23 protein-coding genes are annotated in these 24,176 nt (G+C 59.1%); 6 read left to right on the top strand and 17 right to left on the bottom strand.

The genetic code is table 11. From position 1 onward, the window contains the following. Positions 1 to 29: 29 nt before the first annotated feature. Positions 30 to 791, bottom strand: coding sequence for a 3-oxoacyl-ACP reductase (locus N7220_RS13520; RefSeq protein WP_283148051.1), 762 nt, complete (start codon positions 789 to 791; stop codon positions 30 to 32). Positions 792 to 913: 122 nt separating this feature from the next. Here N7220_RS13520 and N7220_RS13515 point away from each other — a divergent pair, with 122 nt between their 5' ends. Both N7220_RS13515 and N7220_RS13510 read left to right on the top strand, forming a co-directional pair. After that, positions 914 to 1,174 (top strand): cysteine-rich CWC family protein, encoded by a 261-nt coding sequence (locus N7220_RS13515; RefSeq protein ID WP_283148050.1) that lies wholly within the window; start codon positions 914 to 916, stop codon positions 1,172 to 1,174. Between the two features lie 161 nt (positions 1,175 to 1,335). Then, positions 1,336 to 2,031, top strand: a complete 696-nt coding sequence (locus N7220_RS13510; protein WP_283148049.1) for a glutathione S-transferase N-terminal domain-containing protein — start codon at positions 1,336 to 1,338, stop codon at positions 2,029 to 2,031. 15 nt (positions 2,032 to 2,046) lie between these two features. Here N7220_RS13510 and N7220_RS13505 read toward each other — a convergent pair whose 3' ends face one another. From N7220_RS13505 to N7220_RS13490, 4 genes are all read right to left on the bottom strand, one after another. Next, positions 2,047 to 2,934, bottom strand: a complete 888-nt coding sequence (locus N7220_RS13505) for a phytanoyl-CoA dioxygenase family protein (RefSeq protein ID WP_283148048.1) — start codon at positions 2,932 to 2,934, stop codon at positions 2,047 to 2,049. Positions 2,935 to 3,026: 92 nt separating this feature from the next. Beyond that, positions 3,027 to 4,367: a tetratricopeptide repeat protein gene (locus tag N7220_RS13500; RefSeq protein ID WP_283148047.1), complete on the bottom strand. Its 1,341-nt coding sequence runs from the start codon at positions 4,365 to 4,367 to the stop codon at positions 3,027 to 3,029. A 256-nt stretch (positions 4,368 to 4,623) separates the two neighbouring features. Continuing rightward, the gene (dkgB, locus tag N7220_RS13495; protein WP_283148046.1) at positions 4,624 to 5,427 is read right to left on the bottom strand and encodes a 2,5-didehydrogluconate reductase DkgB; all 804 of its coding nucleotides are present in this window, start codon (positions 5,425 to 5,427) and stop codon (positions 4,624 to 4,626) included. Between the two features lie 210 nt (positions 5,428 to 5,637). Then, positions 5,638 to 7,266, bottom strand: a complete 1,629-nt coding sequence (locus tag N7220_RS13490) for a methyl-accepting chemotaxis protein (RefSeq protein WP_283148045.1) — start codon at positions 7,264 to 7,266, stop codon at positions 5,638 to 5,640. Between the two features lie 241 nt (positions 7,267 to 7,507). On the opposite strand from N7220_RS13490, the gene chrA reads away from it, so the two are divergent. Then, positions 7,508 to 8,737 carry a chromate efflux transporter gene (chrA, locus tag N7220_RS13485; RefSeq protein ID WP_283148044.1) on the top strand — a complete coding sequence of 410 codons (1,230 nt, stop codon included), beginning with the start codon at positions 7,508 to 7,510 and terminating at the stop codon, positions 8,735 to 8,737. On the opposite strand, the gene N7220_RS13480 is transcribed toward chrA, so the two are convergent. Next, positions 8,717 to 10,096 carry a S41 family peptidase gene (locus N7220_RS13480; RefSeq protein ID WP_283148043.1) on the bottom strand — a complete coding sequence of 460 codons (1,380 nt, stop codon included), beginning with the start codon at positions 10,094 to 10,096 and terminating at the stop codon, positions 8,717 to 8,719. The genes chrA and N7220_RS13480 overlap by 21 nt on opposite strands. Positions 10,097 to 10,317: 221 nt before the next feature. Between N7220_RS13480 and N7220_RS13475 the strand changes: the two genes are divergently transcribed. Then, positions 10,318 to 11,238, top strand: a complete 921-nt coding sequence (locus tag N7220_RS13475) for a polysaccharide deacetylase family protein (RefSeq protein ID WP_283148042.1) — start codon at positions 10,318 to 10,320, stop codon at positions 11,236 to 11,238. Between the two features lie 19 nt (positions 11,239 to 11,257). Here N7220_RS13475 and N7220_RS13470 read toward each other — a convergent pair whose 3' ends face one another. Together N7220_RS13470 and N7220_RS13465 are read right to left on the bottom strand one after the other, a co-directional pair. Continuing rightward, positions 11,258 to 11,812, bottom strand: coding sequence for a DUF1697 domain-containing protein (locus N7220_RS13470; RefSeq protein ID WP_283148041.1), 555 nt, complete (start codon positions 11,810 to 11,812; stop codon positions 11,258 to 11,260). 62 nt (positions 11,813 to 11,874) lie between these two features. Next, positions 11,875 to 13,275, bottom strand: coding sequence for an HdeD family acid-resistance protein (locus tag N7220_RS13465; RefSeq protein ID WP_283148040.1), 1,401 nt, complete (start codon positions 13,273 to 13,275; stop codon positions 11,875 to 11,877). A gap of 291 nt (positions 13,276 to 13,566) precedes the next feature. Here N7220_RS13465 and N7220_RS13460 point away from each other — a divergent pair, with 291 nt between their 5' ends. Then, positions 13,567 to 13,917 carry a hypothetical protein gene (locus N7220_RS13460; RefSeq protein WP_283148039.1) on the top strand — a complete coding sequence of 117 codons (351 nt, stop codon included), beginning with the start codon at positions 13,567 to 13,569 and terminating at the stop codon, positions 13,915 to 13,917. On the opposite strand, the gene N7220_RS13455 is transcribed toward N7220_RS13460, so the two are convergent. Continuing rightward, positions 13,914 to 14,687 (bottom strand): Lnb N-terminal periplasmic domain-containing protein, encoded by a 774-nt coding sequence (locus N7220_RS13455; RefSeq protein ID WP_283148038.1) that lies wholly within the window; start codon positions 14,685 to 14,687, stop codon positions 13,914 to 13,916. The genes N7220_RS13460 and N7220_RS13455 overlap by 4 nt on opposite strands. Before the next feature lie 211 nt (positions 14,688 to 14,898). On the opposite strand from N7220_RS13455, the gene N7220_RS13450 reads away from it, so the two are divergent. Further along, positions 14,899 to 15,303: a lysozyme inhibitor LprI family protein gene (locus N7220_RS13450; RefSeq protein ID WP_283148037.1), complete on the top strand. Its 405-nt coding sequence runs from the start codon at positions 14,899 to 14,901 to the stop codon at positions 15,301 to 15,303. A 2-nt stretch (positions 15,304 to 15,305) separates the two neighbouring features. Here N7220_RS13450 and N7220_RS13445 read toward each other — a convergent pair whose 3' ends face one another. The 8 genes from N7220_RS13445 to N7220_RS13410 all read right to left on the bottom strand — a co-directional run bounded on the left by N7220_RS13445 (position 15,306) and on the right by N7220_RS13410 (position 24,175). Beyond that, on the bottom strand, positions 15,306 to 16,523 hold the full coding sequence (locus N7220_RS13445) for an EAL domain-containing response regulator (protein WP_283148036.1): 1,218 nt from the start codon (positions 16,521 to 16,523) through the stop codon (positions 15,306 to 15,308). 58 nt (positions 16,524 to 16,581) lie between these two features. Then, positions 16,582 to 17,700, bottom strand: coding sequence for a protein-glutamate methylesterase/protein-glutamine glutaminase (locus N7220_RS13440; protein ID WP_283148035.1), 1,119 nt, complete (start codon positions 17,698 to 17,700; stop codon positions 16,582 to 16,584). 1 nt (position 17,701) lies between these two features. Beyond that, positions 17,702 to 18,223: a chemotaxis protein CheD gene (locus tag N7220_RS13435; RefSeq protein WP_283148034.1), complete on the bottom strand. Its 522-nt coding sequence runs from the start codon at positions 18,221 to 18,223 to the stop codon at positions 17,702 to 17,704. Further along, entirely contained in the window at positions 18,220 to 19,044 is an 825-nt protein-coding gene (locus N7220_RS13430; protein WP_283148033.1) for a CheR family methyltransferase, read from the bottom strand. The genes N7220_RS13435 and N7220_RS13430 overlap by 4 nt, the downstream gene beginning before the upstream one ends. A 56-nt stretch (positions 19,045 to 19,100) precedes the next feature. Next, entirely contained in the window at positions 19,101 to 19,673 is a 573-nt protein-coding gene (locus N7220_RS13425; protein ID WP_283148032.1) for a chemotaxis protein CheW, read from the bottom strand. Between the two features lie 125 nt (positions 19,674 to 19,798). Further along, positions 19,799 to 20,335, bottom strand: a complete 537-nt coding sequence (locus N7220_RS13420) for a chemotaxis protein CheW (protein WP_283148031.1) — start codon at positions 20,333 to 20,335, stop codon at positions 19,799 to 19,801. Positions 20,336 to 20,346: 11 nt separating this feature from the next. Further along, positions 20,347 to 21,984 carry a methyl-accepting chemotaxis protein gene (locus tag N7220_RS13415; RefSeq protein WP_283148030.1) on the bottom strand — a complete coding sequence of 546 codons (1,638 nt, stop codon included), beginning with the start codon at positions 21,982 to 21,984 and terminating at the stop codon, positions 20,347 to 20,349. A 13-nt stretch (positions 21,985 to 21,997) separates the two neighbouring features. Then, positions 21,998 to 24,175 (bottom strand): chemotaxis protein CheA, encoded by a 2,178-nt coding sequence (locus N7220_RS13410; RefSeq protein ID WP_308446551.1) that lies wholly within the window; start codon positions 24,173 to 24,175, stop codon positions 21,998 to 22,000. Position 24,176: the final 1 nt, after the last annotated feature.

Below are 24,176 nucleotides of genomic sequence, written 5' to 3'. Positions count from 1 at the left end.
AGCGCTCGCCCGCCTGAGTTGTAACAGAGTTAGTTCTTGACCAGCCCGCCGTCGACCACCAGATTTTGCCCGGTGACTGCGCGCGACCACGGCGACAGGAAGAACAACACCGCATCGGCAAACTCGTCCGGCGTGGTCACCCGGCGCAGCGGCGTCAGGCTGGCGATGATGTCGAACACCGCTTCTGGCGTGGCCGCGCTGGCATCGGTCGTGCGCAACAAGCCGCCAGACACCATATTCACGGTAATGCCGTCCGGCCCCAGATCATTTGCAGCGGTACGTGTCAGCGACAGCAGCGCCGCTTTGGCCGCGGTGTAATCGTGATAAGGCACCACCGGGTTCTGGAACAGATTAGTCCCCACGTTCACCACGCGACCAAAACCTTGCGCTTGCATGCCGGGCAGCGCGGCCTGGATGGTGTTGAGCGCACCTTTCATCGCTCCGGCCAGTTGTTGTTCGAAACGCTGCCAGGTGATCTCGCCGATCTTGGGGCGGGCGTCACCATCAAAGCGAAAATCCACCAGCGCGTTGTTCACCACCGACACGATCGGCCGGCCGGTTTGTGCTTGTGCTGCCTGGAACAGCGCTTGTACCTGCGCGGCATCGGTCACGTCAGCCTGAAGGGCAATGGCGCGCGGGCCAAGCTCGGCTGCCAGCGCCTGTGCTGCAGCGGCGCTCTGGTGATAGTTGATGATTACCCCGGCGCCTTCACGCGCCAATGCGCGAGTAATCGATGCACCCAGACCCCGCGCGCCGCCAGTCACCAGTACCCACTGTTCGGAAAGCTTCATTTCAACCTCGTCATGTTGGAGTTGGCGTTACTTTACGGCACAACGCGTTCATGCAAAATGCCTGGTTCGCACTAGCTGGCCAGCCCGGTACATCGCGCGGCAATTGAGGCAGCGATTCAACCGTGGCAAAGTGGACATTCACCCACATCCTGTTTGAGTCACCCGTGCCCGACCACCCCGACCCCGCCAGTATTCCAGCCAGCGCCATTTGCCCGATCTGCGGCGCCCTGAACGGCTGCGCCATGGTGCAATCGGGGCCGGACGCCGCCGCCAGCTGCTGGTGCATGAGCGTCACGGTAGATGCCACGGTGTTGAATCAGCTACCGCCAGAGCAGCTTGATCGCGCCTGTTTGTGCCCGCGCTGCCTGCAAGCGGGCCACTAGACCGTCGGATCATCCCGCCAGAACAAGGCCATCGCTGGACCATGCCGGTTGGGCAGACGTGCCAGGTTGTGCAATGATTTGCGGCGACATCAGTCAACGCCAGTCAACGCCAGTGAACGCCAGTGAACGCCAGTGAACGCCACGCACAAGGATGCACCGACATGATCGATCTGTATTACTGGACTACGCCCAATGGCCACAAGGTCACGATTTTTCTGGAAGAGACCGGGCTGGATTACACCATCCACCCGATCCATATCGGCAAGGGCGAGCAGTTTGCTCCGGCCTTTTTGAAAATCGCGCCCAACAACCGTATTCCAGCCATTGTGGATCAGCATCCGCTGGATGGTGGCGAGCCGTTTTCCTTGTTTGAGTCGGGGGCGATTCTGGAATATCTGGCCGACAAAACGGGCGAGTTTTTGCCACAAAATGATGTGCGCGGTCGCTTTACCGTGCTGCAGTGGTTGTACTGGCAAATGGGCGGCGTGGGGCCAATGGCCGGGCAGAATCACCACTTTGGCCGTTATGCACCCGAGCCGATTCCGTATGCGATTGACCGTTACGTCAAAGAAACCGCCCGACTCTACGGCGTGCTGGATCGGCAACTGGCGGACAAAGACTACGTCGCCGGGGACTATTCGATTGCCGACATGGCCATTTACCCATGGGCCAAATTGTGGGAAGGCCAACGCCAGAAAATTGAAGACTTCCCGCATATGGCGGCGTGGCTGGAGCGCATGGCTGCCCGGCCTGCGGTACAGCGTGCTTACGCGCTGGTGGAACAGATCAACACTGATCCACAAGCGCTGATGACCGCCGAAGCGCGCAAGCTGCTGTTTGGTCAGGACCCGAAATAACCCGGAGCCGCCCGCTTAGCTGGCGCTGCCCGGCACCAGGTTGTCCGCCAGGAAAGCCAGCCCGGCATCATCCGGGTGATGGTGCCGGTAGCGTTTGAACTGTTCCGCGATCATCCACAGGCGTGCGGCGAAGGTCGGCTGGGTGCCTGGTTCCAGAAACGGCTCGCTGAACGGCGCCACGTCGCGACGCTGGAACTCGGCGCCAATGCTGATCCGTGGTGTCGCAATGCGCGGCGCGGCGTGCGAGCCCCAATGTAGCACCGCCTGATTCCACGCCAGCATGCTGCCCGCAGCGGCAGGCAAGGCGCGGATATCGTTGAGCTGATATTGCATGTTCATTTCTTCGGCGGTGTTATAGGTCGGATCGCGATCAGCGGGCACGATGTACATGCAACCATTGATGGGCGTGGCGTCGGTCAGCGGCAGCCACACATTCAATATCTTGGGGCGACCATCTTCAAAGATCGAAGCCCGGCCGCGATCCCGATGCGGGCGCCAGCCGTGTTCGTTGGCCGCCGGATCGATATGCCAGGCCCACACATTGGGCAGCGTCACATAGTCGTCGCCCAATATCCGCGCCAGCACCGGCTGCATTTTTACGTACATCAACCAGAACTCGTCATACACAAAGCCGAACACCGGCGGAATACGCAACTGCCGCAGCGCGTGGATCAGATTAGCCATGTCATACACCGGCAACTGCCAATCCACCGGGTCGGTCTGAAAATAGCCTTCCCGCGTGGTCAGTTGTGCCAGTGTGTCGATCGTGGTGTCATCCAGTTGCAGCGCCTGCTGGCTTTGCCAGAACGCGCTGTCACACACGTGCAGGCTGGGGGCGATGGCATGCCAGGTGTCTTCGCTGCGCAACTGGGCCAGATCAAAGCCGCCGTAGAGGGATTCCAAATTGGTATTTCCTATTTCCTGAAAGTCGTCGAGGTTCTGCTAGTGCGAGGTGTTGACCATACCGCACGGCGGCGATCATACGCGTGGGGGAGTCAGTGCGCCCGCCGTGTCGCCACCACAATCCAGCCGGGTACCGGACGGCCAAACTCCTGGCGCACCACTTGGGATTTGATGCTCTGTACGGTAAATCCGGCTTCTGCCAGTGCCTCGCGCAGATAATGTTCGCTGTGCCCATAACGCCCGCTCGGCAGCAACTGAAAACCGTCAATTCCGGTGTGGGTGTCGGTCTGGTTTTCCGCTGAGAACACCAGCAAACCGCCTGCAGTCATGACCTGGCGAGTGGCTCCCAGCAGTTCGGTCAGATCGCCAAAATAGATCATCAGATCAGCAGCACACACCAGCCCGAACTGCTGCGCGCATTGGCGTAGCCAGCCAGTCAGCTCGGCGTGTTCCAGTTGATCGTAAAGCTGGCGATGGGCGGCTTGCTCCAGCATCTTGGCCGACAGATCAACCCCGACCAGCGTATTGGCGTAATCGCGCAGGAACGTGCCGCACCAGCCGGTGCCGCAACCGGCATCAAGCACCTGCCATTGCTGATTGGCGGGAGCCAGCTGTTTGAGCGTGTCGTGCAAAGCTTGCGGGATGGCGTAGCCCAATTGTTTAAGCCGGGCATCGAAGGTGGCCGCGTAATCGTCAAAGGTGGTCTGCACATAATCGTCGCCAGCGCGGGTCGGGACGTTTTCGCCCGAACACGCGGCCAGCAAGTGCTTTGCCGTCGGGTTGCCCGGATCAGCGTCCAGCCATTGCCGGTAAACCTGCGCAGCATCGCTGATCTGCCCCAGCCGGTAAAAGGCGATGCCGCGCATCATCGGCGGTTGATCTGCCGCCGGTTTAAGCACGAAGGCGCGGCAGACAAACTCGGCGCCTTCCTGATCCCGGCCCTGGCGGATCAGCCATTGGCCATAGTTATCCAGCGCGTCGATATAATCCGGGGCCAGCGTCACCGCCTGCAACCAGGCTTCGCCCGCTTCGGTCTCATGATTCAGGCGCTGCAACATCGCGCCAAAGTTGTTCCAGTACACGGCGCTGCGCTCATCCAGCTGCAACGCGGCGCGAAACTGTTCGGCGGCATCAACAACGGCGTCGTTGCTGGCCAGCACATTGCCCAGATCATTGCGCCATTCCGCGTTTTCCGGCTGCAACTCACACGAGCGTGCCAGCAAGGGCACCGCCTCAGCCCCGTTGCCTTGCTGGTGGCGCAATATGCCTAACCAGTGCAGCGCATCAGGATGTGGTTGTTGCTGCAGCACGGCCAGATAAATAGCCTCGGCGGATTCGCGCTGACCTTGCAGATGCAAGGTAATGGCCTGTTGAACCAGTTGCGTGAAGGCAGCGTTATCCGTATCGGAAGCTACGGCGTTGGGTGCGGTCATGACGGCCTGCCTTGGTGGCGTGAAGGGAGATGGTGACTGGCCGGGGCAATAAGCCGGCAGCCAGACACCATCTGCTTTGAACTTTAGTTCAAACGCCGCAAAGCCCAGGCCGGATGACCCGCCAGGCAAATCTTTTTACCCGGCAAGTTGACCGGCGGGATCAAACCCACTTTAAACGGCAAGCGGACCACACGAAGGTGGTCCGCTTGCCGCTGGCAAACCCCAGCGCCATGCCCAATGCAGGCGGGCTAACTTGTTAGTCCCATGCCGGAGCCAGTCCGTCCGGGTCAGTCAGGCGCTCGTTGCGGTCCAGCGCCGCAATTTGCGTCATTTCGGCCTCGCTGAGCGTCAACCCAACCGCCAGCAAGTTGCTTGCCAGATTTTCGCGTTTGGTAGATGACGGAATCACCGCGTAGCCCAGTTGCATGGCCCACGCCAGCACCACCTGCGCCGGGGTGGCTTGGTGGTTGCGCGCAATCTGCACAATCACCGGGTCTTGCAGTGCCTTACCATAAGCCAGCGTCATATAGGACGTGATATGAATGCCCTGGCTTTGGGCAAACTCGACCAGCTTGCGGTTTTGCAGATACGGATGCAGTTCGATCTGGTTGGTGGCAATTTCGCTCGCCCCCACTGCCGCAATGGCCTCGCGCAGCAGCGCAATATTGAAGTTGGAAACGCCAATCTGCCGGGTAAGCCCTTGTCGTTTGGCCTCAGCCAGCGCGCCCATGAATTCGCTCACCGGCACCGCGTTATTGGGCGATGGCCAGTGAATCAAAGTCAGATCAACGTGATCGGTCCCCAGCTTGTGCAGGCTTTCTTGCAGGCTAGGGATAAGGCGGTCGTGCGCCAGGTGGTCGATCCAGATTTTGGTGGTAATAAACAGATCTTTGCGCGACACGCCGCTGGCGGCGATGGCTTGGCCAACTTCGGCCTCGTTGCCATAAATCTGCGCGGTATCGATTACGCGATAACCTGCGTCCAGGCCATTACGTACCGAATCAATCACCACCTGGTCTTTCAGACGAAACGTGCCAAGGCCCAATGCCGGGATGCTCATAGTGTTTTCCTTTGTATCCAGTGTTGTTGCTGGCTGGACTGCAGTATGCGCGAGTCGGTTTCTTGCTTTAAGCCGCTGGCCGTCCAGATACTTTTGATTTTTGCGCAACAATTACGGCGTTTACGCATGCGTTCCAGGTAACGGTAAACAACAAACCCGGCACGAAGCCGGGTCTGAGATAACTGCAAACAAGGGTTGCGCAGTAAGGGACTAAACCTTGAAACGATCCACCGCATCGCGCAGGCTTTGGGTGAGTTGATCCAGCCGCCGCGCCGCGTCTGCTGCCCGGCGCGCGTTGTCGGTGTTTTGCTCGGTCATGTTGGCAATGTCTTCCACATGGCTGGCAATGGCGTGGCTGGCCGCACTTTGTTCACGCAACGCTTCGGAAATCTGGTTGGCAGAAACCACTACCTTGCCCGAATCAGTGCGAATGCTGGCGATGGCGGCGCTGGCCTCACCCGCCATTTGTACGCCTTGCGCCACCTCTTTCACCACCGAAGCCATGCGCACCGTTGCTTCTTTGGAAGCATCGCGAATCGAATCAATCTTGCCGCTGATTTCGGCGGTCGCTCCGCTGGTGCGTTCAGCCAGTTTGCGCACTTCATCGGCAACCACGGCAAAGCCACGGCCTTGTTCACCGGCGCGCGCGGCTTCAATGGCGGCATTCAACGCCAGCAAATTGGTCTGCTCTGCCACCTCACGGATCATCTGCATGATGCTGGCAATGCTGTCGGTTTGTTCACCGAGCGCGCCAATGCTGGTCGCCGAGTCCGCCACGATCCCGGATATCTGGTTGATCTTGTGACTGGTGCCGCCAATGATTTCGTTACCGCGCTCGGCTTGCGAACCAGCCTCTGCGCTCAGGCGGCTGGCCTCGCCCGCGTTGTCGGCCACCACCACAATGCTGGTGCTCATTTGTTCGATAGCGGCGGCCATGGAGCGGGTGGCGTCGTTCTGGCTGTCGGAGCCAGAGGCTACTTTATCAGCCGCACCAGCCACTTCTGACGTCAATCGTCCGACTTCTCCCGCGTTCTCATGAATCTGCTGGATCAGCGCCCGCAACGAAACGGCCATGCGCTGAATGCCCGCCAGCAGACTGTTTTCATTGTCGCCGTCGGTACGTACCTGCACGGTCAAATCACCGGCGGCGATACGCTGCATGACTTCGCTGGCGTAAGCGGGCTCGCCCCCCAACTGGCGCAACACAGAGCGCACCAGCATGCCGCCAATCACGCCGAGTGCCACCAGCACAATCAGCACATAGGCCATTTGCCGCAGCGCTTCGTTCCAGAAAGCAGTGCTGACGTCATCGATGTAAATCCCGGTGCCCACCACCCATTGCCAGTCATCAAACGCCATGGCGTAGCTGACCTTGGGTTTGGGATCAGTGCTACCCGGGCGCGGGAAGGCGTAATGCACAAAGCCGCCACCATTGCGCCCGACCTTGACCATCTCCGGCACGAACTTCACGCCGTCGGCATCCGCGACGTTACTCATATCCTTGCCAACCATTTTCGGGTTGGGGATATAGAGTTCGACCGAGTTGTAATCGAAAACAAAAAAGTAGTCTTTGCCACCGTTGTATGACGCCGACTGAATCGCCATGCCCGCCGCTTTTTGCGCGTCGGCCCGGCTCATCTTGCCGCTCACTTCTTGCTCGCGGTAGTACTTCAAAATGCCCATGGCCGCTTCGACCATGTGCTGCACCCGTGTTTCGCGATCGGCCATCATGCCTTGCCGCGTCGACAACAAACCCAGCGCCGAAACGATAACCAGCCCCGCCATCATGCAAATCAGCAAAACGCGCATGCGCTGCCGTATACCCATGCTCTTGAACATGGTGCCCTCCCCAGGACTCAGACTTAAATCTTGAAACCGGTTTCAATTAAGCTCGGGCCGGTACTTCTGTTTATGCTGCTCTATTGTCACGCCGCCCCCGCTATATCGGCATTATGACGACGTTCTTAATACCAAAGGCATAAAAACTGTTCGGGGCAAGCGAGAATGGCAAAGCAACAGTTGCCATCAAGCTCTGGCAGAATCGGTGCTAATCATTTTTTCTGGATTACCGAATCAACCGATGTCTCAAGTCGCCCCGGCACTGCAACCTGACTCCGAACATGGCCGGCAAGTATGGCCTGTCTTCATTGCCTTTTTACGTCTGGGGCTGACGGCATTTGGCGGGCCAGTCGCGCATCTGGGTTACTTTCGTGCGGAATTCGTGGTGCGCCGCCGCTGGCTCAGCGAGCACAGCTTTGGTGATCTGGTCGCGTTGTGCCAGTTTTTGCCAGGCCCGGCCAGTAGCCAGGTCGGCATGGCGATCGGATTAAGCCGAGCCGGTGTGGCAGGAGCGCTGGCCGCCTGGGCCGGTTTTACCCTGCCGTCAGCCTGCTTGCTGATCGCACTGGCACAAGGTCTGACGCACTGGGGCAATCTGGTGCCCGCTGGCGCGCTCCATGGATTGAAACTGGTGGCGGTGGCCGTGGTCGCGCAAGCCGTTTACGGCATGGCCCGCACGCATAGTGGAAGTGTCGCGCGCGCGTTGCTGACCCTGTTGGTGGCTGGCACGGTCCTGCTCTGGCCAATAGCCGGCATGCAATTAGCGCTGATTGCGCTCGCGGGTTTGCTGGGAATGCGCCTGTTTGCCGGTCAGCAACAACTGCGGCAGCCGGAATCAATCATCCCGACTCGCAGCCGTTCTGCCAGCGCCGTCTTCTTGCTGTTGTTCTTTGCTTTGCTGGCAGGTTTGCCATTGCTGGCGCGGCAGTGGCCCAGCCAGACACTGACCATGTTCAGCGAGTTTTACCAGACCGGCTCGCTGATTTTTGGTGGCGGGCACGTCATGTTGCCGCTGCTACAGGCACAGGTGATTCCGCATGGCTGGGTCTCGGCCAATCTGTTTCTTGCAGGATATGGCGTAACCCAGGCCATGCCCGGCCCACTGTGCACCTTTGCCGCTTTTCTCGGGGCGGCCAGCAGTGGGACACCCAGTGGCTGGCTGGGCGGCAGCTGGTGCCTGATTGCTATTTTTTTGCCGTCGATGCTGCTGGTGCTGGGAGTAATGCCGTTCTGGGAGACATTACGCCACAGCCAGCGTACCCAGGCCGCGCTGACCGGCGTTAACGCGGCGGTGGTGGGCCTGTTGCTGGCAGCACTGTATCAACCGGTATGGACTGGCGCGGTACGCGGAGTCGCCGATATCGCCCTGGTATTGCTGGCGCTGGCCGCGCTGATGTTATGGCGACTACCACCTTGGCTGGTAGTGATCGCCAGTGGCATTGCCGGTGCTTTACCTGGTCTGCTGCACTGATGCGGCGGGGTGTTTTTGCTGTTGCAGCCAGTCCAGCGCGGCGTGCAGAACCGGGTCCGATCCCTGGCTCAAGGTCTGGCGCGTCACTTTGACTGGCTCGTCCGGCAGCACGCCGCGGCCTTCGATGCGTTGGCCATTGGGCAGCAGCATATCCACCTCGCTGTAGGCGAGCGCGCCGCCGCCCGGTAGCGGGTCGTAATCAAAGAAACCCAGCAAGCAGCCGCAACTGACCTCGCCAAACACCCGAGCCCGGCCGATGGCTTGCGCGGCCCCGGCGGTTAACTCGGCAGCGCTGGCGGAGTGGCGATTAATCAAAATCGCCAACGGTGCGGTCAGCGGGTGAGCCGACCCTTGCAATACGGGTTCGGTCTCCAGCAGCGGGTATCCCAATAGCCGTACCGGCTTGCCATCACGGGTAATTACCCGCGCGCCTTTGACTTCGCCGGTGACAAAGCGGGCAAGGATATCCAGCGCCATCAGCCCATCACCGCCACCGTTGCTGCGCAGGTCCAGCACGATGCCTTGCGCGGTCTGAGCCTGATCCAGCGCGGTCATGATGTCGGATTTGATATCCCGGTCAAATCCGGAAAAACGCAGGTAGGCGATGTTGCCGGTCAGCGTGTGGGATAGCAGCCACGGCGGTGCTTTGATCTGTTCGTCGCGCAGGGTTGCGCTGAAAGCCGATTTGTCCGGACGTTCCAGTTCAAGCATGCGCTGCGTGGCGGGCAGCGGATTATTCAGCGCCCGCAGCACGTAGGCATCGCGTGACCAACTGGTGGAACCGCCGCGCACATGCGCCAGCTGTTGTTGCCACCAATCCAGCGCAGGCTGACCGTCGATACCGGTCAGAACTTGCCCGGACCGCACCCCCAGCAACGCCGCCTGCGTCTGCCCGCCCACGCCATCAATCACCAGTTGGCCATCCAGCAAAGCCACACCGATGCCCAGGCCAGCGGCTTTGTCATGTTTGATCTGGGCATAACGGGCCGGTGTTTCCACACGGGTATGGACATCGTTCAGCTCGCCTGCCATCTGATCCAGCTCGGCCCAGAAGGTGGCGTCATCCGGCGCGTTCAGCACCAGCGGGCGGTAACGCTCACGCACCGCCACCCAATCGACGCCGTTGAAATGCGGGTCAACATAACCGTCGTTAATGGTTTGCCATACCTGGTTGAATGCGGCCTCCCGGTTGTGGGCGTCCAGCGTGCTGCTGACGGTAAGCCGGTCGACCTGGCGCGAGACAATCCGGTGCGGGTCCAGCACGGCGCAGCCGGTGAGGGCCGTTATTGCGGCCACCAATAACAGTTTGTGCAGCAAGGCAAGCCAGTTCGGCCGGTTCTGACTGATCGAAAATGACACGCGGCAATCCAGAAAATGAGTCGCGCAAATCTTATGCCGATTTACGCGAAGTCTGCAGATTTTTGCGGCACTCCTCGCGGCGGCGATATCTGTCTCAATTTGGCTTAATACTGCGAACAACCTCACAGCCAGCTGTAGCCGTTTGTAACAAGCTGCGGGAGTAGCGTAAAGACACGGGTATTATTCGCAGCCATTTCGCCTTTTCTATCAGATGCTTCCGTATGTCCATGCTCCAGCAAACAATCACCGCAGTTCGTCAACGTACTCATTCGGCATTGAGCATCAGTGCGCTTGCCGTATTGCTGGCTGGCTGCGCGGCTGCGCCACCGCCGCTATCGCCGCAAACCGAGGCGCTGCTCAAAGCGCAACCACCCATCCGTTTCTTGCTGACCTTTGATGATGGCCCGAGCCGCGACAAAACCGACAACCCCACATTGTCGATTCTGCATACGCTGGCCGACAACCCGCAAGAAAACGGCATCAAGGCACTGTTCTTCGTGCAAACGCGCTCATGGGGCGCAGGCGATACGGTGGCCGGACAAGAAATCATGCGGCAGGAAGTGGCGCAGGGCCAGTTGCTGGGCTTTCATACCGCCACGCCGTTCCATTCCAATCACCGTTTTCTGAAACCAGAAGTGCTGGAACAATCGCTGAACGATGGCATTAGCGATATCACCGCGCTGCAGGGCGAGCCGCCCAAGCTGGTGCGTCCGCCCTTCTGGAATTACGACCAACGTACTTTCACCACCTATCAGCAGCACGGCATGCACATTCTGCTGACCGATTTGAGCGCCAACGACGGCAAGATCTACGGCATTAAAGGCAGCTTGCGCCGCCGCTCCAATTTGCTGCATGAACTGGCGGACCTGCGTGAGCATATCGCCCAGGGCAAACTGCCAGTCGTTGACGGCAATATCCCGGTGCTGGTCGCGTTTCACGACATCAACAGCTACACCGCTGACCACATGGCGGAGTACCTGGAGATTCTCACCACCAGCGCCCGCGAAGTGCATCTGCAGACTGCCGCCAAGCCATTTTATGACGACCGCCGCGCGGTGGAACGTGCCGCACTGGGCCGTAGCGTGCAAGACGGCGCCCAAATTCCGGAACTACCTGGCCTGTGGAAATGGATCTGGGAATGATGCCCGCCGCGCGATCTGATCAGCAGTAACCCGCCGCAGCCTCTTGCCGCACCACGCGTGACACGGTGTTCCAGTTGCGGGTGGTCAGGCGGGCGGCAATCAGGCGCTCCAGCAATGCATTGATATTGCCGGGGCGGCCGTTCACCAGTCGCACCACGCCAAGCGCGATGTCCGGCAAAGCGGCAAAGACTTCGATATCGCGGCGCGGGCTGATGATCGGCATAGTCAGTGCGTGGCCTGCTTTGGCGGGCAGAAAAGTGACACAACGCTCGTAAATCTCGTCTTGCGGGCCACTGGCAAACGGCTCGCTCGCCACCAACCGGGCCAGGTCGGCGATGCAGCGAACATGGGCTGCATCAAGCCAGCCACATAACGTTTGCAATTGGCCGCACGTCGCCGCCACTACAGACTGGGCATGCTCATCAGAATCGGCCGAAAAAACCGCTGTGCCATGCGAGAGAATGGACGCGGCCGCCCTCGCGCCGCCAGCCTCTAGCGCCTGCAAAAATTGCGCTTTGGTCGGGCTGCCCGCGTGCCCGAAATTGAGATTGCGAAAGAAAACGGCAAAGCGCATGGCATCTCCCGGTGTTGCATGACTGCGCACTTGTCGCTGGCCCGTTGCCATGCACTCACCGGCTAATGAGGACGCCCGTCTGCCTTGGCCGTTGCTTCTTCCTGATGCCAGCGCCGCCGCGAACGCACCATGCGCTTGACGGCGATCCGCGCCATTTTCAGCCAGCCAAACGGGCGCGGATCGACCAGCATGCTCAGCGCGCGAGCGTAATCCAGCGTCAAACCGGGAGTCCAGGCCATGGTTTTGGCACGTTTGCGAATTTGCGCCGCCACCCATAATTCCGGCGTGCTCAACATGCGCAAAAACGGCGCCCAGCCGCGATCCTTCCCGCGAAAGTGCCCGACCGAACCTTCCACCGCGGCTTCCAGCGCCCGCGCCACCGTACTGGAGCAATTGCGCCAGGTCAGGTTATAGGTGGTGTCCTGGCGGTATTCCTCCCAGAACACGCGCAAGCGCTCCGGGCTGTAATTGCGGATACGAACGCGAGTGGTCGACGGGCACCAGGCTTGCGCTTCTGTCGCGTAATCCGGCTGGAACACACCCGGTACGTCGTTCTCCCGTGTGGCGCGCAACAGGCGGCCAAAATCGTCTGGCGAGCGATCAATTTCCACGCCCGGATACAAGCTGATGTAGATGCCTTCGGGCGACTCGAGTGCCGCATGCCCGGTGGAGATCACGCCATTGGCATCGACCGCCGCAATATAACGGTCCACCAGCAAGCGCCGCTGGGCTGGCGCTTTGGATGAGCCAACCGGCGTCCACACATGCACCGTCAGCGCCCGCTCGCTTTCTGCTGGCGGGCCATCCCATTCCAGCGGCGCATCGGCGGCAATCTCGGGGTTGTAGTTCTTCCAGGCTTGGGCAGCGGGCCGCTCCAGCACCGCATTCACAAAGGCTTTATCGGACATGCGCCGCACGCGGTATGCCAGCAGCAACATGCTCCAGCCGCTGAAAAACAAACCGAGGCCAATGCAATACGGCACGGTGCCAACGTAGTGAGTCGGATATGGCTGATAGAAAAAGATCGCGATGCCGATCTCCACTACCCCGCCAATCAACGCCGGGCGCCAGCGCGGATAACGCACCACCCACGCCGACACTGCTTGCAGCAAGCCGTCAGCCAGGAACAACGTGCCAAAGATCATCGACAACACAAAATTGCCGTGGTGATGCCCGGCCAGAATCAGCATGGCAGAAAACACAAACGCGCCGCCTTTTACGTAGCGCAGCATTTTCTGCCCGCCCATACCCGTCCACGCCACGGCCAGCGTGGAAAAACCATCCAGCATCAGTAGCCCGGCAAAGAAATTGAGCGGGAAATAAATGGCGTTATCCAGCGCATCAATAAACAGCCCGATGCCGAGTATTGCCCAGATCCAGCCCATCAACCGCAGCGCACGCCAGCGTTTACGCAGGTAATCCACACCCAGCAACAGCAAAATCAACCGAACCATTTCATCCACACTCACTATCAATATTTCATTTCAGGCGATATTAGGTTTATCCGTGGCAAATGGTAAAGCAAGCTCGCAGAAAGCCCTCGTTTTCAATTCAAAACTGTGGCGGCTTTGCGCAATGCAAAAAAACGCCAGCCAACGAGTCCCACCAATGCGGGATCGCCTATGCCCATACCTAAGCGAAAATTGGCAATGGATAACGATACTTAGCCTGGTTTACCCAAGCGTACGACGCGCCCACACTGCAGTGATTCGCCCACCGGTTGTTTCCGGTTTTACAGATTGAGGAGAATCACCATGCAGCAACAACTCAGAAAATTTTTGCTTGGCGTAATGATTGCGTTGTCTGTGGGCGGTGTGCTGCTCACTCAGGGCTGCGCCAGCGTGAACGACCCGCGCGCCGTTTCTGCCCACAATGACCCGGCCTTTTTCGCCTGGTATATGCAACTGGCCAGCGACATCCAGGCCGACCGGCAATACCGCAAGATTCCGCTGAACACTGATGAACAAGCCAATGAGTTCGTGCAATGGCTGCATGACACTTATGATCACCGCATGTCGGTGACGGATTTCTCCAGCCGCGTCAGCAGCCGTTATCCGGGGCATCAATACGAGATCGCCTTCATTACCCAACGCTTGCCGCGCTAAATGTGCGTGCCTCGCTGCTGGCGGATAGTGCTGGAAAACTGTTCGTCGATCTGCGCGTCGGCCGGTCGCTGGATCAGGCTTTGTGCCTTGAGTTGGGCAAAAGGAATGGCCTGATCAAGCAAGCCCAGATCCCACGTGTAGGCATCGGCGTAACCGCTGGCGAGGATTTTCCAGCTATAGCGAAATTGCGGAGCCAAGGCGCGGGCATGACGCAGGATATTGGTGGTGCAGTTATTGAAAAGCGTGTTGTAGAACTCGGGATGCCGGTTCAGATGATCGACTCGGGCCAGGTATTGCTCAAATACTTGGCGGGCAACGGCGGGAGACAGATCAAGCCGATACAGATGCACCCGCTCGCGGCGGATATCGGTACGCACGCCGATCAGGTCACGCTCATCGGCCACCACGTAAATCAGCGCGTAATTGCGTAAAAAGCCGCCAAACGGGGAGTACTTCTGACCGTTCTGCCGTCGCGTTTCTATCGAAATGGCCAGATAGCGGCCATCGCTGAAACCAAAGCTGATAAACACATGCGCGATAGCCGGACCGGACCAGTGCGATACCACCAGGTCCACCGACTGCACGGTGTTGAGGTCATAGCTGGCGTCGTACCAGGCGGGCAGAGGCTGGTCGCGGGTGATATACCGAAAATTGCGGATATCGCGCAAAGTGACGCAATCACCCTGCCATTGAACGCGGGTCGTTCTGGCGTATTCGGTAATCCAGTCACCATTGCTGGGCGGGGTCTTGGGTTGCAAAAAGCTGGGCACGGTGTAGTCAGATCACCAGGATGGGTTAACGCGCCATAAAGCGCAGCCTGACTATGGTGGCAAAGTAAGCCACTCGCAAATTTTTGCCAGTTTTACGAGACGTTGATGCGACAACCGTTTCATCCCGCACTCATCGCTTGAACATCTGGCAGGCGCTTCTTTTTGCCTGCGCGTTTTTTCATTCATTGCATTCAATTCTGGAGAACACCCGATGACCTTGCGCCTTATCTCTGCCTGTTCGCTGGCATTCGCCTTGTTAGTCACTGCCACCAGCGCCAGCGCTGCCGTCGACTGCAAGAACGCTTCAGACCAGACCAGCCTGAATATCTGCGCCGGACAGGACTACAAAGCATCCGACAAAAAGCTCAACGCCAGCTACAACCAGCTGCTCAAGCAAACCAGTGAGCATGGCAAACCGCTGCTGCAAAAAGCCCAGCGTGCGTGGCTGATCTATCGCGATGCGCAGTGCGAATACCTGACCTCATCGACCACGCCCTACAGCGCCCAGCCCATGCTGCATTTAATGTGCCTTGATCGTTTAACCCAAGAACAGACCAAATTGCTGGATGAACAACTGCATTGCGAGGAAGGCGATATCGGTTGTGGCCAGCAATAAGCTCAGCAGTTTTGCAGCTTGCCCCACAAATGCAGCCACTCATGCCGGTTGCGTACCCACTCGTGGATTTTTTCGCCCGGCATGGGTTTGGCGACAAAGTAGCCCTGGACCAGTTCAACACCCAGTTCTTGCACCAGCTTCCAGTCTTCGGCATCTTCGACGCCTTCGGCCACCACGATCAGCTTGAGCCGGTGCGCCATCTCAACGGTGCTTTCCAGCAAAGTGCGTAATTGCGGGCGGCGCGAGGCGCCGTTGACGAAGGCCCGATCAATTTTCAGTTCGGAACACGGCGTGCGCATCAATTGCTGCAAGGTAGCATTGCCGGTGCCGTAATCGTCAATCGAGATACCCACGCCCGCCATGCGCAGCCGTGCCAGGGCGCCCAGCGAGCGAGCCAGATCGGCGATCACGCCCGATTCGGTAATCTCCAGCGTCATCTGGCCGGGCGGAAAAGATTCCTGCGCCAGCAGTGACTTGATGCGCTCGGCAAAGCCTGGCTCGGGGAGGTTTTCGGCCGAGATATTCACCGCCAGCCCGAACTTCAGCCCGCGGGCGTAGAGCAATTTGGTCTCACGCATGGCCTTGACCATGATCTGCTCGGTCAGTCGCCCGATCAGGCCGGATTTCTCCATAAACGGCACAAAATGCACCGGCGCGATCATGCCCAGTTCTGGATGCATCCAGCGGGCCAGCACTTCGGCCGATTGAAACAAACCACTGCGGGTGGTCACTTTAGGCTGAAACCACGGCACAAAATGACTGGCATCCAGCGCGCGGACCATGTCACTGACGTCCACTGCCGGCGCCGGGCTGAACGCGGGCTGATTCACTGGTGTGAAGTGGTCAAGCGCGGCGTTCAGCTCGTCAATCGCCATTGGCTTTTGCAGCGTACCCAGCACCGGAAAGCCATAAGCCAGGGCGGCAGCTTCTACCGCATGCAACACTTGCTCGTCGGTGCTGCTCATGAAAATGATTGGCATCAGGATGTCGTTTTCGGCCAGATGGCGCAGCAACTCCACACCGTCCATGCCGGGCATTTCCAGATCGGTGAGCAGAATGTCGGGCCGCTCCGGCAGGCTCGCCAGCAAGGTGAGCACTTCCTGGCCGTTCATGGCTTGCCAGATGACTTCGCAGCCGTACTGCACACACAGTTCAACGGCGTGGTTCAACTGCAGCGAGCTGTCATCGGCAATCAACATGGACGGGCGAGCGTTCGGCATTGCGTTGCTTTCCTGTGCGGTTTGTCTTTGCTGGTCTGGGCTGTGTTGGGTTGGGCGTTTAACGTCCGACGCGCTGGATCAGCCCGGCGATGCGATCCAGCCCGACCACTTCATCCACTCCGCCCAGTTCAATGGCTTCTTTGGGCATGCCAAACACCACGCAACTGGCTTCATCCTGGGCGTAGGTGGTTGCTCCGGTGTCGTGCATCTCTTTGAGGCCTTGCGCGCCATCATCACCCATGCCGGTCATGATGAAGCCCACCGCATTACGCCCGGCGCATTTGGCGACCGAACGAAACAACACATCCACAGAAGGCCGGTGACGGCTAACCAGCGGGCCGTCCACCACATCTACGTGATATTGCGCGCCACTGCGTTTGACCACCATGTGTTTGCCGCCCGGCGCGATCAACACCCGCCCTGGCACAATACGGTCGTTATGTTGCGCTTCCAGCACTTCAACCTCACACATGCCGTTAAGCCGGTCGGCAAAGCTTTTGGTGAATTTCTCCGGCATGTGCTGGACCACCACCACGCCGGGCGTGTTACGCGGCAATGCGGTGAGGATGACTTCCAGCGCCTGCGTGCCGCCGGTCGATGTACCGAGCGCGACGATTTTTTCAGTAGTGGGCAAAAACGCATTGGAGGTCGGCGCGTTGAGCACGGCATCAGCGCTCAGTTTGGGGTTTTCCATACGTTCGCGAATTGCCCCTGCCGAGGTCGAGGTCGAGGACGATGCCGCTGGTGCACGTGCGGGCATGCTGCGCAAATTGCTCACCCTTGCGCGGGATGCAGCGCGGATGGCGCTCACCAAGTCATTTGAGTTGTCTTGCAGAAAGTTACGCAAACCCAGTGTGGGCTTGGTGATGACGCTCACCGCGCCCGCGGCCAGCGCTTCCATGGTGATGTCCGCGCCTTTTTGCGTCAGTGTGGAACAGATCACCACCGGCGTCGGATGCTCGACCATGATCTGTTTCAGAAAGGTGATGCCGTCCATGCGCGGCATTTCGATATCCAGCAGCAGCACATCGGGCCATTGGGTTTTCATGCGGGTCATGGCAAAGATCGGGTCAGGCGCGGTGCCGATCACCTCGATATCGTGATGGCGCGCCAGGATGTCCTGCACCACCTGGCGCACTACCGAAGAGTCGTCCACGATCATTACCTTGATTGCCATATCACATGCTCCTGACCGGTTTCACTACGCCAGTACCTTCTGCGCTCGCAGGCAGGCCGCGCCCGCGCCGTACCCAGACATCGCCGTTACCCAGTTCAAACCGCAGATAGCGGTAGCCAAACCCGGCCACATCCTGCCCCGCCACCGGCAGATTGAACTTGCGCAAGGCATCCAGTGCAAAGCGCACGTTGGCCTCGCCAATGCTGGCGCCGGGCAACTCGGTGGCAAAAATCCGGCCGCCGCCAAATACCTTGACCTGATAATCCCGCAGCTGTGTGTGGTGCAAGGCGATTTCCTCGACCAGGTACTGCAAGGCCTCATCACCGTAACGGCCATCTCCGGCCATCACCGGCGCTTTTTCGTGGATGCGGCCCGGCAGCAAAAAGTGGCACATACCGCCCAGATGCAGCGCCGGGTGCCAAAACGTGACGGCCACGCATGACCCGAGCAAGGTTTCGATGCGTTGATCACCACGGCCAAAATAGATATCGCCGGGATTGACGAAAGTGCGCGGCGTACTCATGGCAGCTTGCGATACACAGACGGTGAAACCATTTGCAACGGCAACTGGATGCCATGCAGTGATTCGGAATGCCCGACCAGCAACCAGCCGCCCGGACGCAGAAAATGCACCACTGAAGCCAGCACTTTGGCCTTGGTGGGCGCATCAAAATAGATGATCACATTGCGCAGAAAGATCACATCAAACGGCACCAGCCTGGCCGGTAAAGCCATCAGATTCAGTTGGGTAAATTGCACGCGATCACGCAAATGACGGCCGACCAGAAAGTAGCCGTCGTACTCGCCGGTGCCACGCAAGCAATGGCGTTTGAGATCGGCCAGCGGGATGTTTTCACCGCGCACCATCGGGTATACACCGCGCCGCGCCGAATCCAGCACGCGCTGGCTGATGTCCGAACCCAGGATGTCCCACGGCGCGTCATGGCGTTCGTTATCCAGCAGCATGGCTATCGAATACGCTTCTTCGCCAGTGGAGCTGGCGGCACTCCAGATGCGCAAGGTTTCCCGCGCTGGCGTTTGCGGCAAAACGACTTCGCTCAAGAACTTGAAATGGGCGGGCTCGCGAAAGAAGAACGTTTCGTTGGTGGTAATCAGATCGATTGCCCGTTGCCGTTCTTGCGCTTCGCCCGGCGCGGCAATCAAAGTGTGATATGCCTTGAAACTGGGCAACCCGAGCGCGTGCAGCCGTCGGGAAAGACGGCTGGATAACAGCGCCCGTTTGGATTCGGGGAGATGCATGCCAATCTGCTGCATGAACAAGTCCCGGAACAAGCGCATTTCTTCGTCGCTCACGGGCGGCGGCAAAGTCACGGGTTCAGCCATTGCACTTCCTGAGTTGTCGATTTTGCCAACAGGCCAAGGCTGCGTATCAAAGCGGGTCAGAACCCTTCATCGGTGATGACGAGGGCAGCGGGTTCGGCCTCGGCCACAGCCTGGGCGTCATCCACTACCAGTTGCACGATTTCTTCTACCGACAACACCTGCTGGATATCCAGCGCGATCACAAAGCGTTCGCCCAGTCGCAGCATGCCCAGAATGAACTCGGCCCGGATGCGCGCACCGAAATCCGGACACGATTCAATTTGCTGGTCTTCTACCGTCAGCACCTCATTGACCGCGTCAACAATAATGCCCAGCGGCAGCATGCGCCCGGCCTGTTCGACTTCCAGAATCACGTTACAGGTACGCCGCGTCATGATGGTCGCAGTTCGACCAAAACGGGCGGCCAGATCGATCACCGGCACCACGGCCCCGCGCAGATTAATCACCCCGCGCAAAAACGACGGCATCAACGGAATCTCGGTCAGGCCGTTGAATTCAATAATTTCGCGGATATGTTCAATGGGGATGGCAAACAACTCCCCGGCCAGCGAGAACGTTAGAAACTGCTGGCTGACTTCGCTGGCCGCCGGCTGGCTGGTCCTGGCAACCGGCGCAATGCTACTGACCATGTTTTTCTCCTGAACTGCACCGGGAGCGATATCACCGCCAGTACCGCCGCAGCTCACGTATTGGCGGGGCAAAACCGCCATCAATCCATCATAGCTACGCGCATCTGAAAACCAGCCGCACCACGCTAGCCGGTATGCGCGTCCACGCTCAGGCCGATCAAATCAGACATCTCCTGCACCGACAGCACTTGCTGGATATCCAGCACGATCACAAAACGCTCATCCTGATTGAGCATGCCGACGATAAATTCCGCCCGCAGCCGTGCACCAAACTGCGGACGTGGCTCAATTTGCTGGCGCTCGGCGGTCAGCACCTCGTTCACGGTATCGACCAGCACGCCTATCGGCAGCATGCGCTGCGCCAGTTCCACTTCCAGAATCACCACGCAAGTGCGACGACCAATCGTGGTGCCTTCCCGCCCAAAGCGCGCGGCCAGATCAATCACCGGCACCACCGCGCCGCGCAGGTTGATCACGCCGCGCAAAAAGGCGGGCATCAGCGGAATCGCCGTCAAGCCATTGAACTCGATGATTTCGCGGATATGTTCAATGGCGACCGCAAACAGCTCGCCTTCCAGCGAGAAAGTCAGAAACTGCAGATTCTCTGCTGCCAACAATGCCGGAGGGCCGCTGGCGGCGGTCACCGCTGCCGGACTGAGCATGGTGGCGCTCCCTAAAAGCGGGTAAAGGCGGATTCATCGACCGCTTCGTTGCCACGCCCGCCATAACCGCCCCGCGGAACTGCTGCTGCAGCCCGGCGCGCTGGCTGACGATGACTGGCACTGCTGCCACCGTCGGCCACGCGAAAGAAGCGGATCAACTCTTGCAACTGGATAGCCTGCGCGCTCATTTCCTCGGATGTAGACGACAATTGTTCAGAGGCCGAGGCGTTCATTTGCGTGGTTTGAGCCAGTTGCGATACCGCCGTGTTGATCTGGTCCAGCCCGCTGGCCTGCTCGCGCGATGCCGCCGAGATTTCCTGCACCAGATCAGCCGTTTTGCGGATCGCCGGGACCATCTGATCCAGCAAGCTACCGGCGCGTTCCGCCATCATCACGCTATTGGCCGCCACCGAACTGATCTCTTGCGCGGCCACTTGCGAACGCTCTGCCAGCTTGCGCACTTCAGCGGCCACCACGGCAAAGCCTTTGCCGTGCTCGCCCGCGCGCGCCGCTTCAATGGCGGCATTCAGCGCCAGCAAATTGGTCTGGTAGGCAATGTCATCGATGATGCCGATCTTGCCGGCAATTTGCTGCATGGCCTGCACCGTCTGTTTCACCGCATCACCGCCCTCGCCCGCATCGCTGGAAGACTTGGTCGCCATGCCGTCGGTAACGCGTGCGTTCTCGGAATTCTGCGAAACGGTGGAGGTGATTTCTTCCACCGCCGCGCTGGTTTCTTCCACATTGGCCGCTTGCTCGGAGGCGTTCTGGCTCAGCGCCTGGGCAGAGGCGGAGATTTCTTCTGAAGCCGACGCCAGCGCACTGGCCGAGGTCGAGACATCACTCATCACGCCAGTGAGTTTCTCAATCATGAGTTGAATACTGTAGAGCATCGATGTGGTATCGCCGGGCCGTACATCTACGCGCACGGTCAGGTCGCCGTCTGCCACTTGCTGCAAAATGCGCACCGCTTCAGTGGGCTCGCCGCCGACCTGGCGGGTGACCATACGTGCCAGCAAAATGCCCATGGCAATCGAGATCACGAACGCCACAATCACAATGGCGATGGTCATGTTGCGCACATTGGTGATGGTTTGCTGGTTGTTCTCGTTGGCGTCGTGCGCTTGTTTCTCGTTATCGGTGGCGATATCGCTAAGAACGCCGTCCATCTTGCTGATCATCTTGCGCAGATCATTGTTGACCAACGGCTTCGCCTCTTCGGCATGGCCATCCAGGATCAGCTTGAGTGCTTTATCCGAGGCCGCAAAATAGTCCTGCAGCATGGGTTTGAGCGTTTCGCGCAGGTGTCCTTCATTTTCTGATGACGCTGTTTGCAGGTAGAGCGGCCAATATTTATTGAACGTGTCCGCATACTGTTGATAACGCACCGCAGCGTTGCGCAGTTCCTCGGTCTGGTCGGGTTGCGTCATCATCCGCACCACGGTACGGGCGTGTGCGCTCAGCGCGGTATTGGCCCGCCCCAGGTTGCTGATGGCCAGCAGGTTTTCGGTATAGATGGCGCTGCCACCGGCCCCCACGCGAGTGATGTTGATCAGGGCAAAGACCCCAATCAATAGCGTCAATAAAGACGCAATACAAAAGCCGATCAGCAGCTTGCTGCCCAGCCGCATTTGATTGATGGCATTCATGAGAACTCCCTGATCATCCGTTGCTTTTCTGGGGGGAAGCAAAGCCATTGGCGGCCTTGCCGGGGTGCGGTACAGCTTGTTGCACCATGGCTTGATGCACCAGATTCGGTACATCCAGAATCAGCGCCACCTTGCCATCGCCCAGGATGGTGGAACCGCTGATGCTTTTTATCCTGCTGAACAATTCGCCCAAAGGTTTGATCACCGCCTGGAATTCGCCCAGCAGGCGATCAACCACCAGCCCGGCGCGTTGCTGGCCAAACTGCACCACCACCAGGCTTTCCCGGCCCTGTTCCAGCCGGGGCATTTCAAACAGATCGCGCAAGCGCAAGTACGGCAGCGGCTCACCTCTGAGTTTGACGATATCGTGATGTCCGTCCTGGCCTGCCAGATCGATGCACTCGATGACCAGATCCAGCGGAATCACAAACACCGCGTCATGCACCATGACCTGGAAGCCATCGATAATGGCCAGCGTCAACGGCAGGCGAATGCGTACGGTGGTGCCGACGCCTTCGGTGCTGAGAATCTCCACTTCGCCACGCAGCGACTCGATGTTCTTGCGCACCACGTCCATGCCCACGCCGCGGCCAGACAAGTTGGTAATTTGCTCGGCAGTGGAAAAACCCGGTTCAAAGATCAGCCGGAAAATCTCGTGTTCGGCCAGAATCTGCTCCGGCGCGACCAGCCCGCGCTCCACCGCCTTGGCCAGAATGCGCGCGGTGTTCAGGCCGCGACCATCGTCCGAGACTTCGATCACAATGCTGCCGGACTCGTGATAGGCGTTCAGCCGCAGCGTGCCCGCGGCCGCTTTGCCTGCTTGAATACGCGCTTCGGTGGCTTCAATGCCGTGGTCCATGGCATTGCGCACAATATGCATGAGCGGATCGGCCAGTCGTTCCACCATGCTTTTATCGAGTTCCGTATCCGCCCCGGTTACCACCAGTTCAATCTCTTTTCCCAGTTCCAGCGAGATATCCCGCACCACGCGCGGAAAGCGCTGGAACACTTCGCCGATGGGCACCATGCGCAAGTTGAGCGCGGCGTCACGGATGTGCTCGACCAGTTCGGAGATCGATTGCACGGCCTCTTCAAACTGCGAATCCTTGCGCTTGCTGGCAATCAGCGAAGCCCCGGCCCCGGCAATCACCAACTCTCCGACCAGATCAATCAGTTGATCCAGCTTGGAGACCTCAACCTTGATGAACTTCTGTTCATAGCCCCGCTTTTCTTCGCCGGGACGATTGGTCGGCACAGCGGCCTTGAGGAGCGAATCCACCGCCAGCACTTGCGTGGCAGTGACGATCTCCACCCCGGCCTCAGGCGCCAGCGCCTGTGCCAGTTCGTCGGCGGTCAGACTGCCTTGCGCCAATAGCTCTGCCACCCGTTCCGGCTCGACAACCTCGGCCAGCAACGCACGATATTCGGCAATTGGCGCATGCGGGGGCAATAGATGGATGGTTGCGTCATCGCGGATAAAATCGAACACCGAGTCGATGCTGGCACGATCGGCAGTGGAAACCAGATCAAGCTCGTACCCCAGATAATGTTGTTCCGGGTCCAGTTCAGCCAGCGCGGGCACACCCTCGGTCAAGGTATGCAGATTAACGATGGTGCCGACGTTGCCCAGGTATTGCAGGAAAGACAGAGGGTCCAGACCCATGCGCAGCACGTCGGGCGAAAAGCGCAGCGACAAATGCCAGTTGTCGTTGGCCACGCCATCAACAGCCACCACCTCTGGCAATACATCGTCGACGGCCTCTACCGGAGCGGTTTCAGCCGCCGCGGCTACCGAAGGAATCTCTCCCAGCAAACCATTCAGCTGTTGTTCCAGCCCGGCGCGGCGTGTTTCATCGGGTTCAATTTCTTCAGTGCGATCAGCAATGGCATCGACCAATTGCGCGATGTAATCGCCGCAATTGAGCAGCAGCGACAACATTGGACCATCAATTGGCAATTTGCCGTTGCGCACGCGGTCGAGCACGCTTTCCACGACATGGGTAAAGCTGACGATGCGATTGAATGCGAACAGCCCGGCGGAGCCCTTGATGGTGTGCGCGGCGCGAAAAATGGCGTTGATGGCCTCGCTGTCGGCACCGCTGGTTTCAATTTGCAGCAGCGCACTTTCCATTGCGCTGAGTAATTCGCGCGCTTCTTGCACCAGCGCGTCACGGGCCATATCCATATCCATG

Source organism: Silvimonas soli, from assembly GCF_030035605.1.
Classification (GTDB): Bacteria; Pseudomonadota; Gammaproteobacteria; order Burkholderiales; family Chitinibacteraceae; genus Silvimonas; species Silvimonas soli.
The sequence above is the reverse complement of the archived record's forward strand: the minus strand, read 5'-3'. Positions and strand labels throughout refer to the sequence as shown.

Coding starts and splice junctions, on each gene's coding strand:
- N7220_RS13520 (WP_283148051.1), bottom strand. CDS start 791: ATGAAGCTTTCCGAACAGTGGGTACTGGTGACTGGCGGCGCGCGGGGT.
- N7220_RS13510 (WP_283148049.1), top strand. CDS start 1,336: ATGATCGATCTGTATTACTGGACTACGCCCAATGGCCACAAGGTCACG.
- N7220_RS13500 (WP_283148047.1), bottom strand. CDS start 4,367: ATGACCGCACCCAACGCCGTAGCTTCCGATACGGATAACGCTGCCTTC.
- dkgB (WP_283148046.1), bottom strand. CDS start 5,427: ATGAGCATCCCGGCATTGGGCCTTGGCACGTTTCGTCTGAAAGACCAG.
- N7220_RS13490 (WP_283148045.1), bottom strand. CDS start 7,266: ATGTTCAAGAGCATGGGTATACGGCAGCGCATGCGCGTTTTGCTGATT.
- chrA (WP_283148044.1), top strand. CDS start 7,508: ATGTCTCAAGTCGCCCCGGCACTGCAACCTGACTCCGAACATGGCCGG.
- N7220_RS13475 (WP_283148042.1), top strand. CDS start 10,318: ATGTCCATGCTCCAGCAAACAATCACCGCAGTTCGTCAACGTACTCAT.
- N7220_RS13470 (WP_283148041.1), bottom strand. CDS start 11,812: ATGCGCTTTGCCGTTTTCTTTCGCAATCTCAATTTCGGGCACGCGGGC.
- N7220_RS13460 (WP_283148039.1), top strand. CDS start 13,567: ATGCAGCAACAACTCAGAAAATTTTTGCTTGGCGTAATGATTGCGTTG.
- N7220_RS13450 (WP_283148037.1), top strand. CDS start 14,899: ATGACCTTGCGCCTTATCTCTGCCTGTTCGCTGGCATTCGCCTTGTTA.
- N7220_RS13445 (WP_283148036.1), bottom strand. CDS start 16,523: ATGCCGAACGCTCGCCCGTCCATGTTGATTGCCGATGACAGCTCGCTG.
- N7220_RS13440 (WP_283148035.1), bottom strand. CDS start 17,700: ATGGCAATCAAGGTAATGATCGTGGACGACTCTTCGGTAGTGCGCCAG.
- N7220_RS13435 (WP_283148034.1), bottom strand. CDS start 18,223: ATGAGTACGCCGCGCACTTTCGTCAATCCCGGCGATATCTATTTTGGC.
- N7220_RS13430 (WP_283148033.1), bottom strand. CDS start 19,044: ATGGCTGAACCCGTGACTTTGCCGCCGCCCGTGAGCGACGAAGAAATG.
- N7220_RS13425 (WP_283148032.1), bottom strand. CDS start 19,673: ATGGTCAGTAGCATTGCGCCGGTTGCCAGGACCAGCCAGCCGGCGGCC.
- N7220_RS13420 (WP_283148031.1), bottom strand. CDS start 20,335: ATGCTCAGTCCGGCAGCGGTGACCGCCGCCAGCGGCCCTCCGGCATTG.
- N7220_RS13415 (WP_283148030.1), bottom strand. CDS start 21,984: ATGAATGCCATCAATCAAATGCGGCTGGGCAGCAAGCTGCTGATCGGC.
- N7220_RS13410 (WP_308446551.1), bottom strand. CDS start 24,175: ATGGATATGGATATGGCCCGTGACGCGCTGGTGCAAGAAGCGCGCGAA.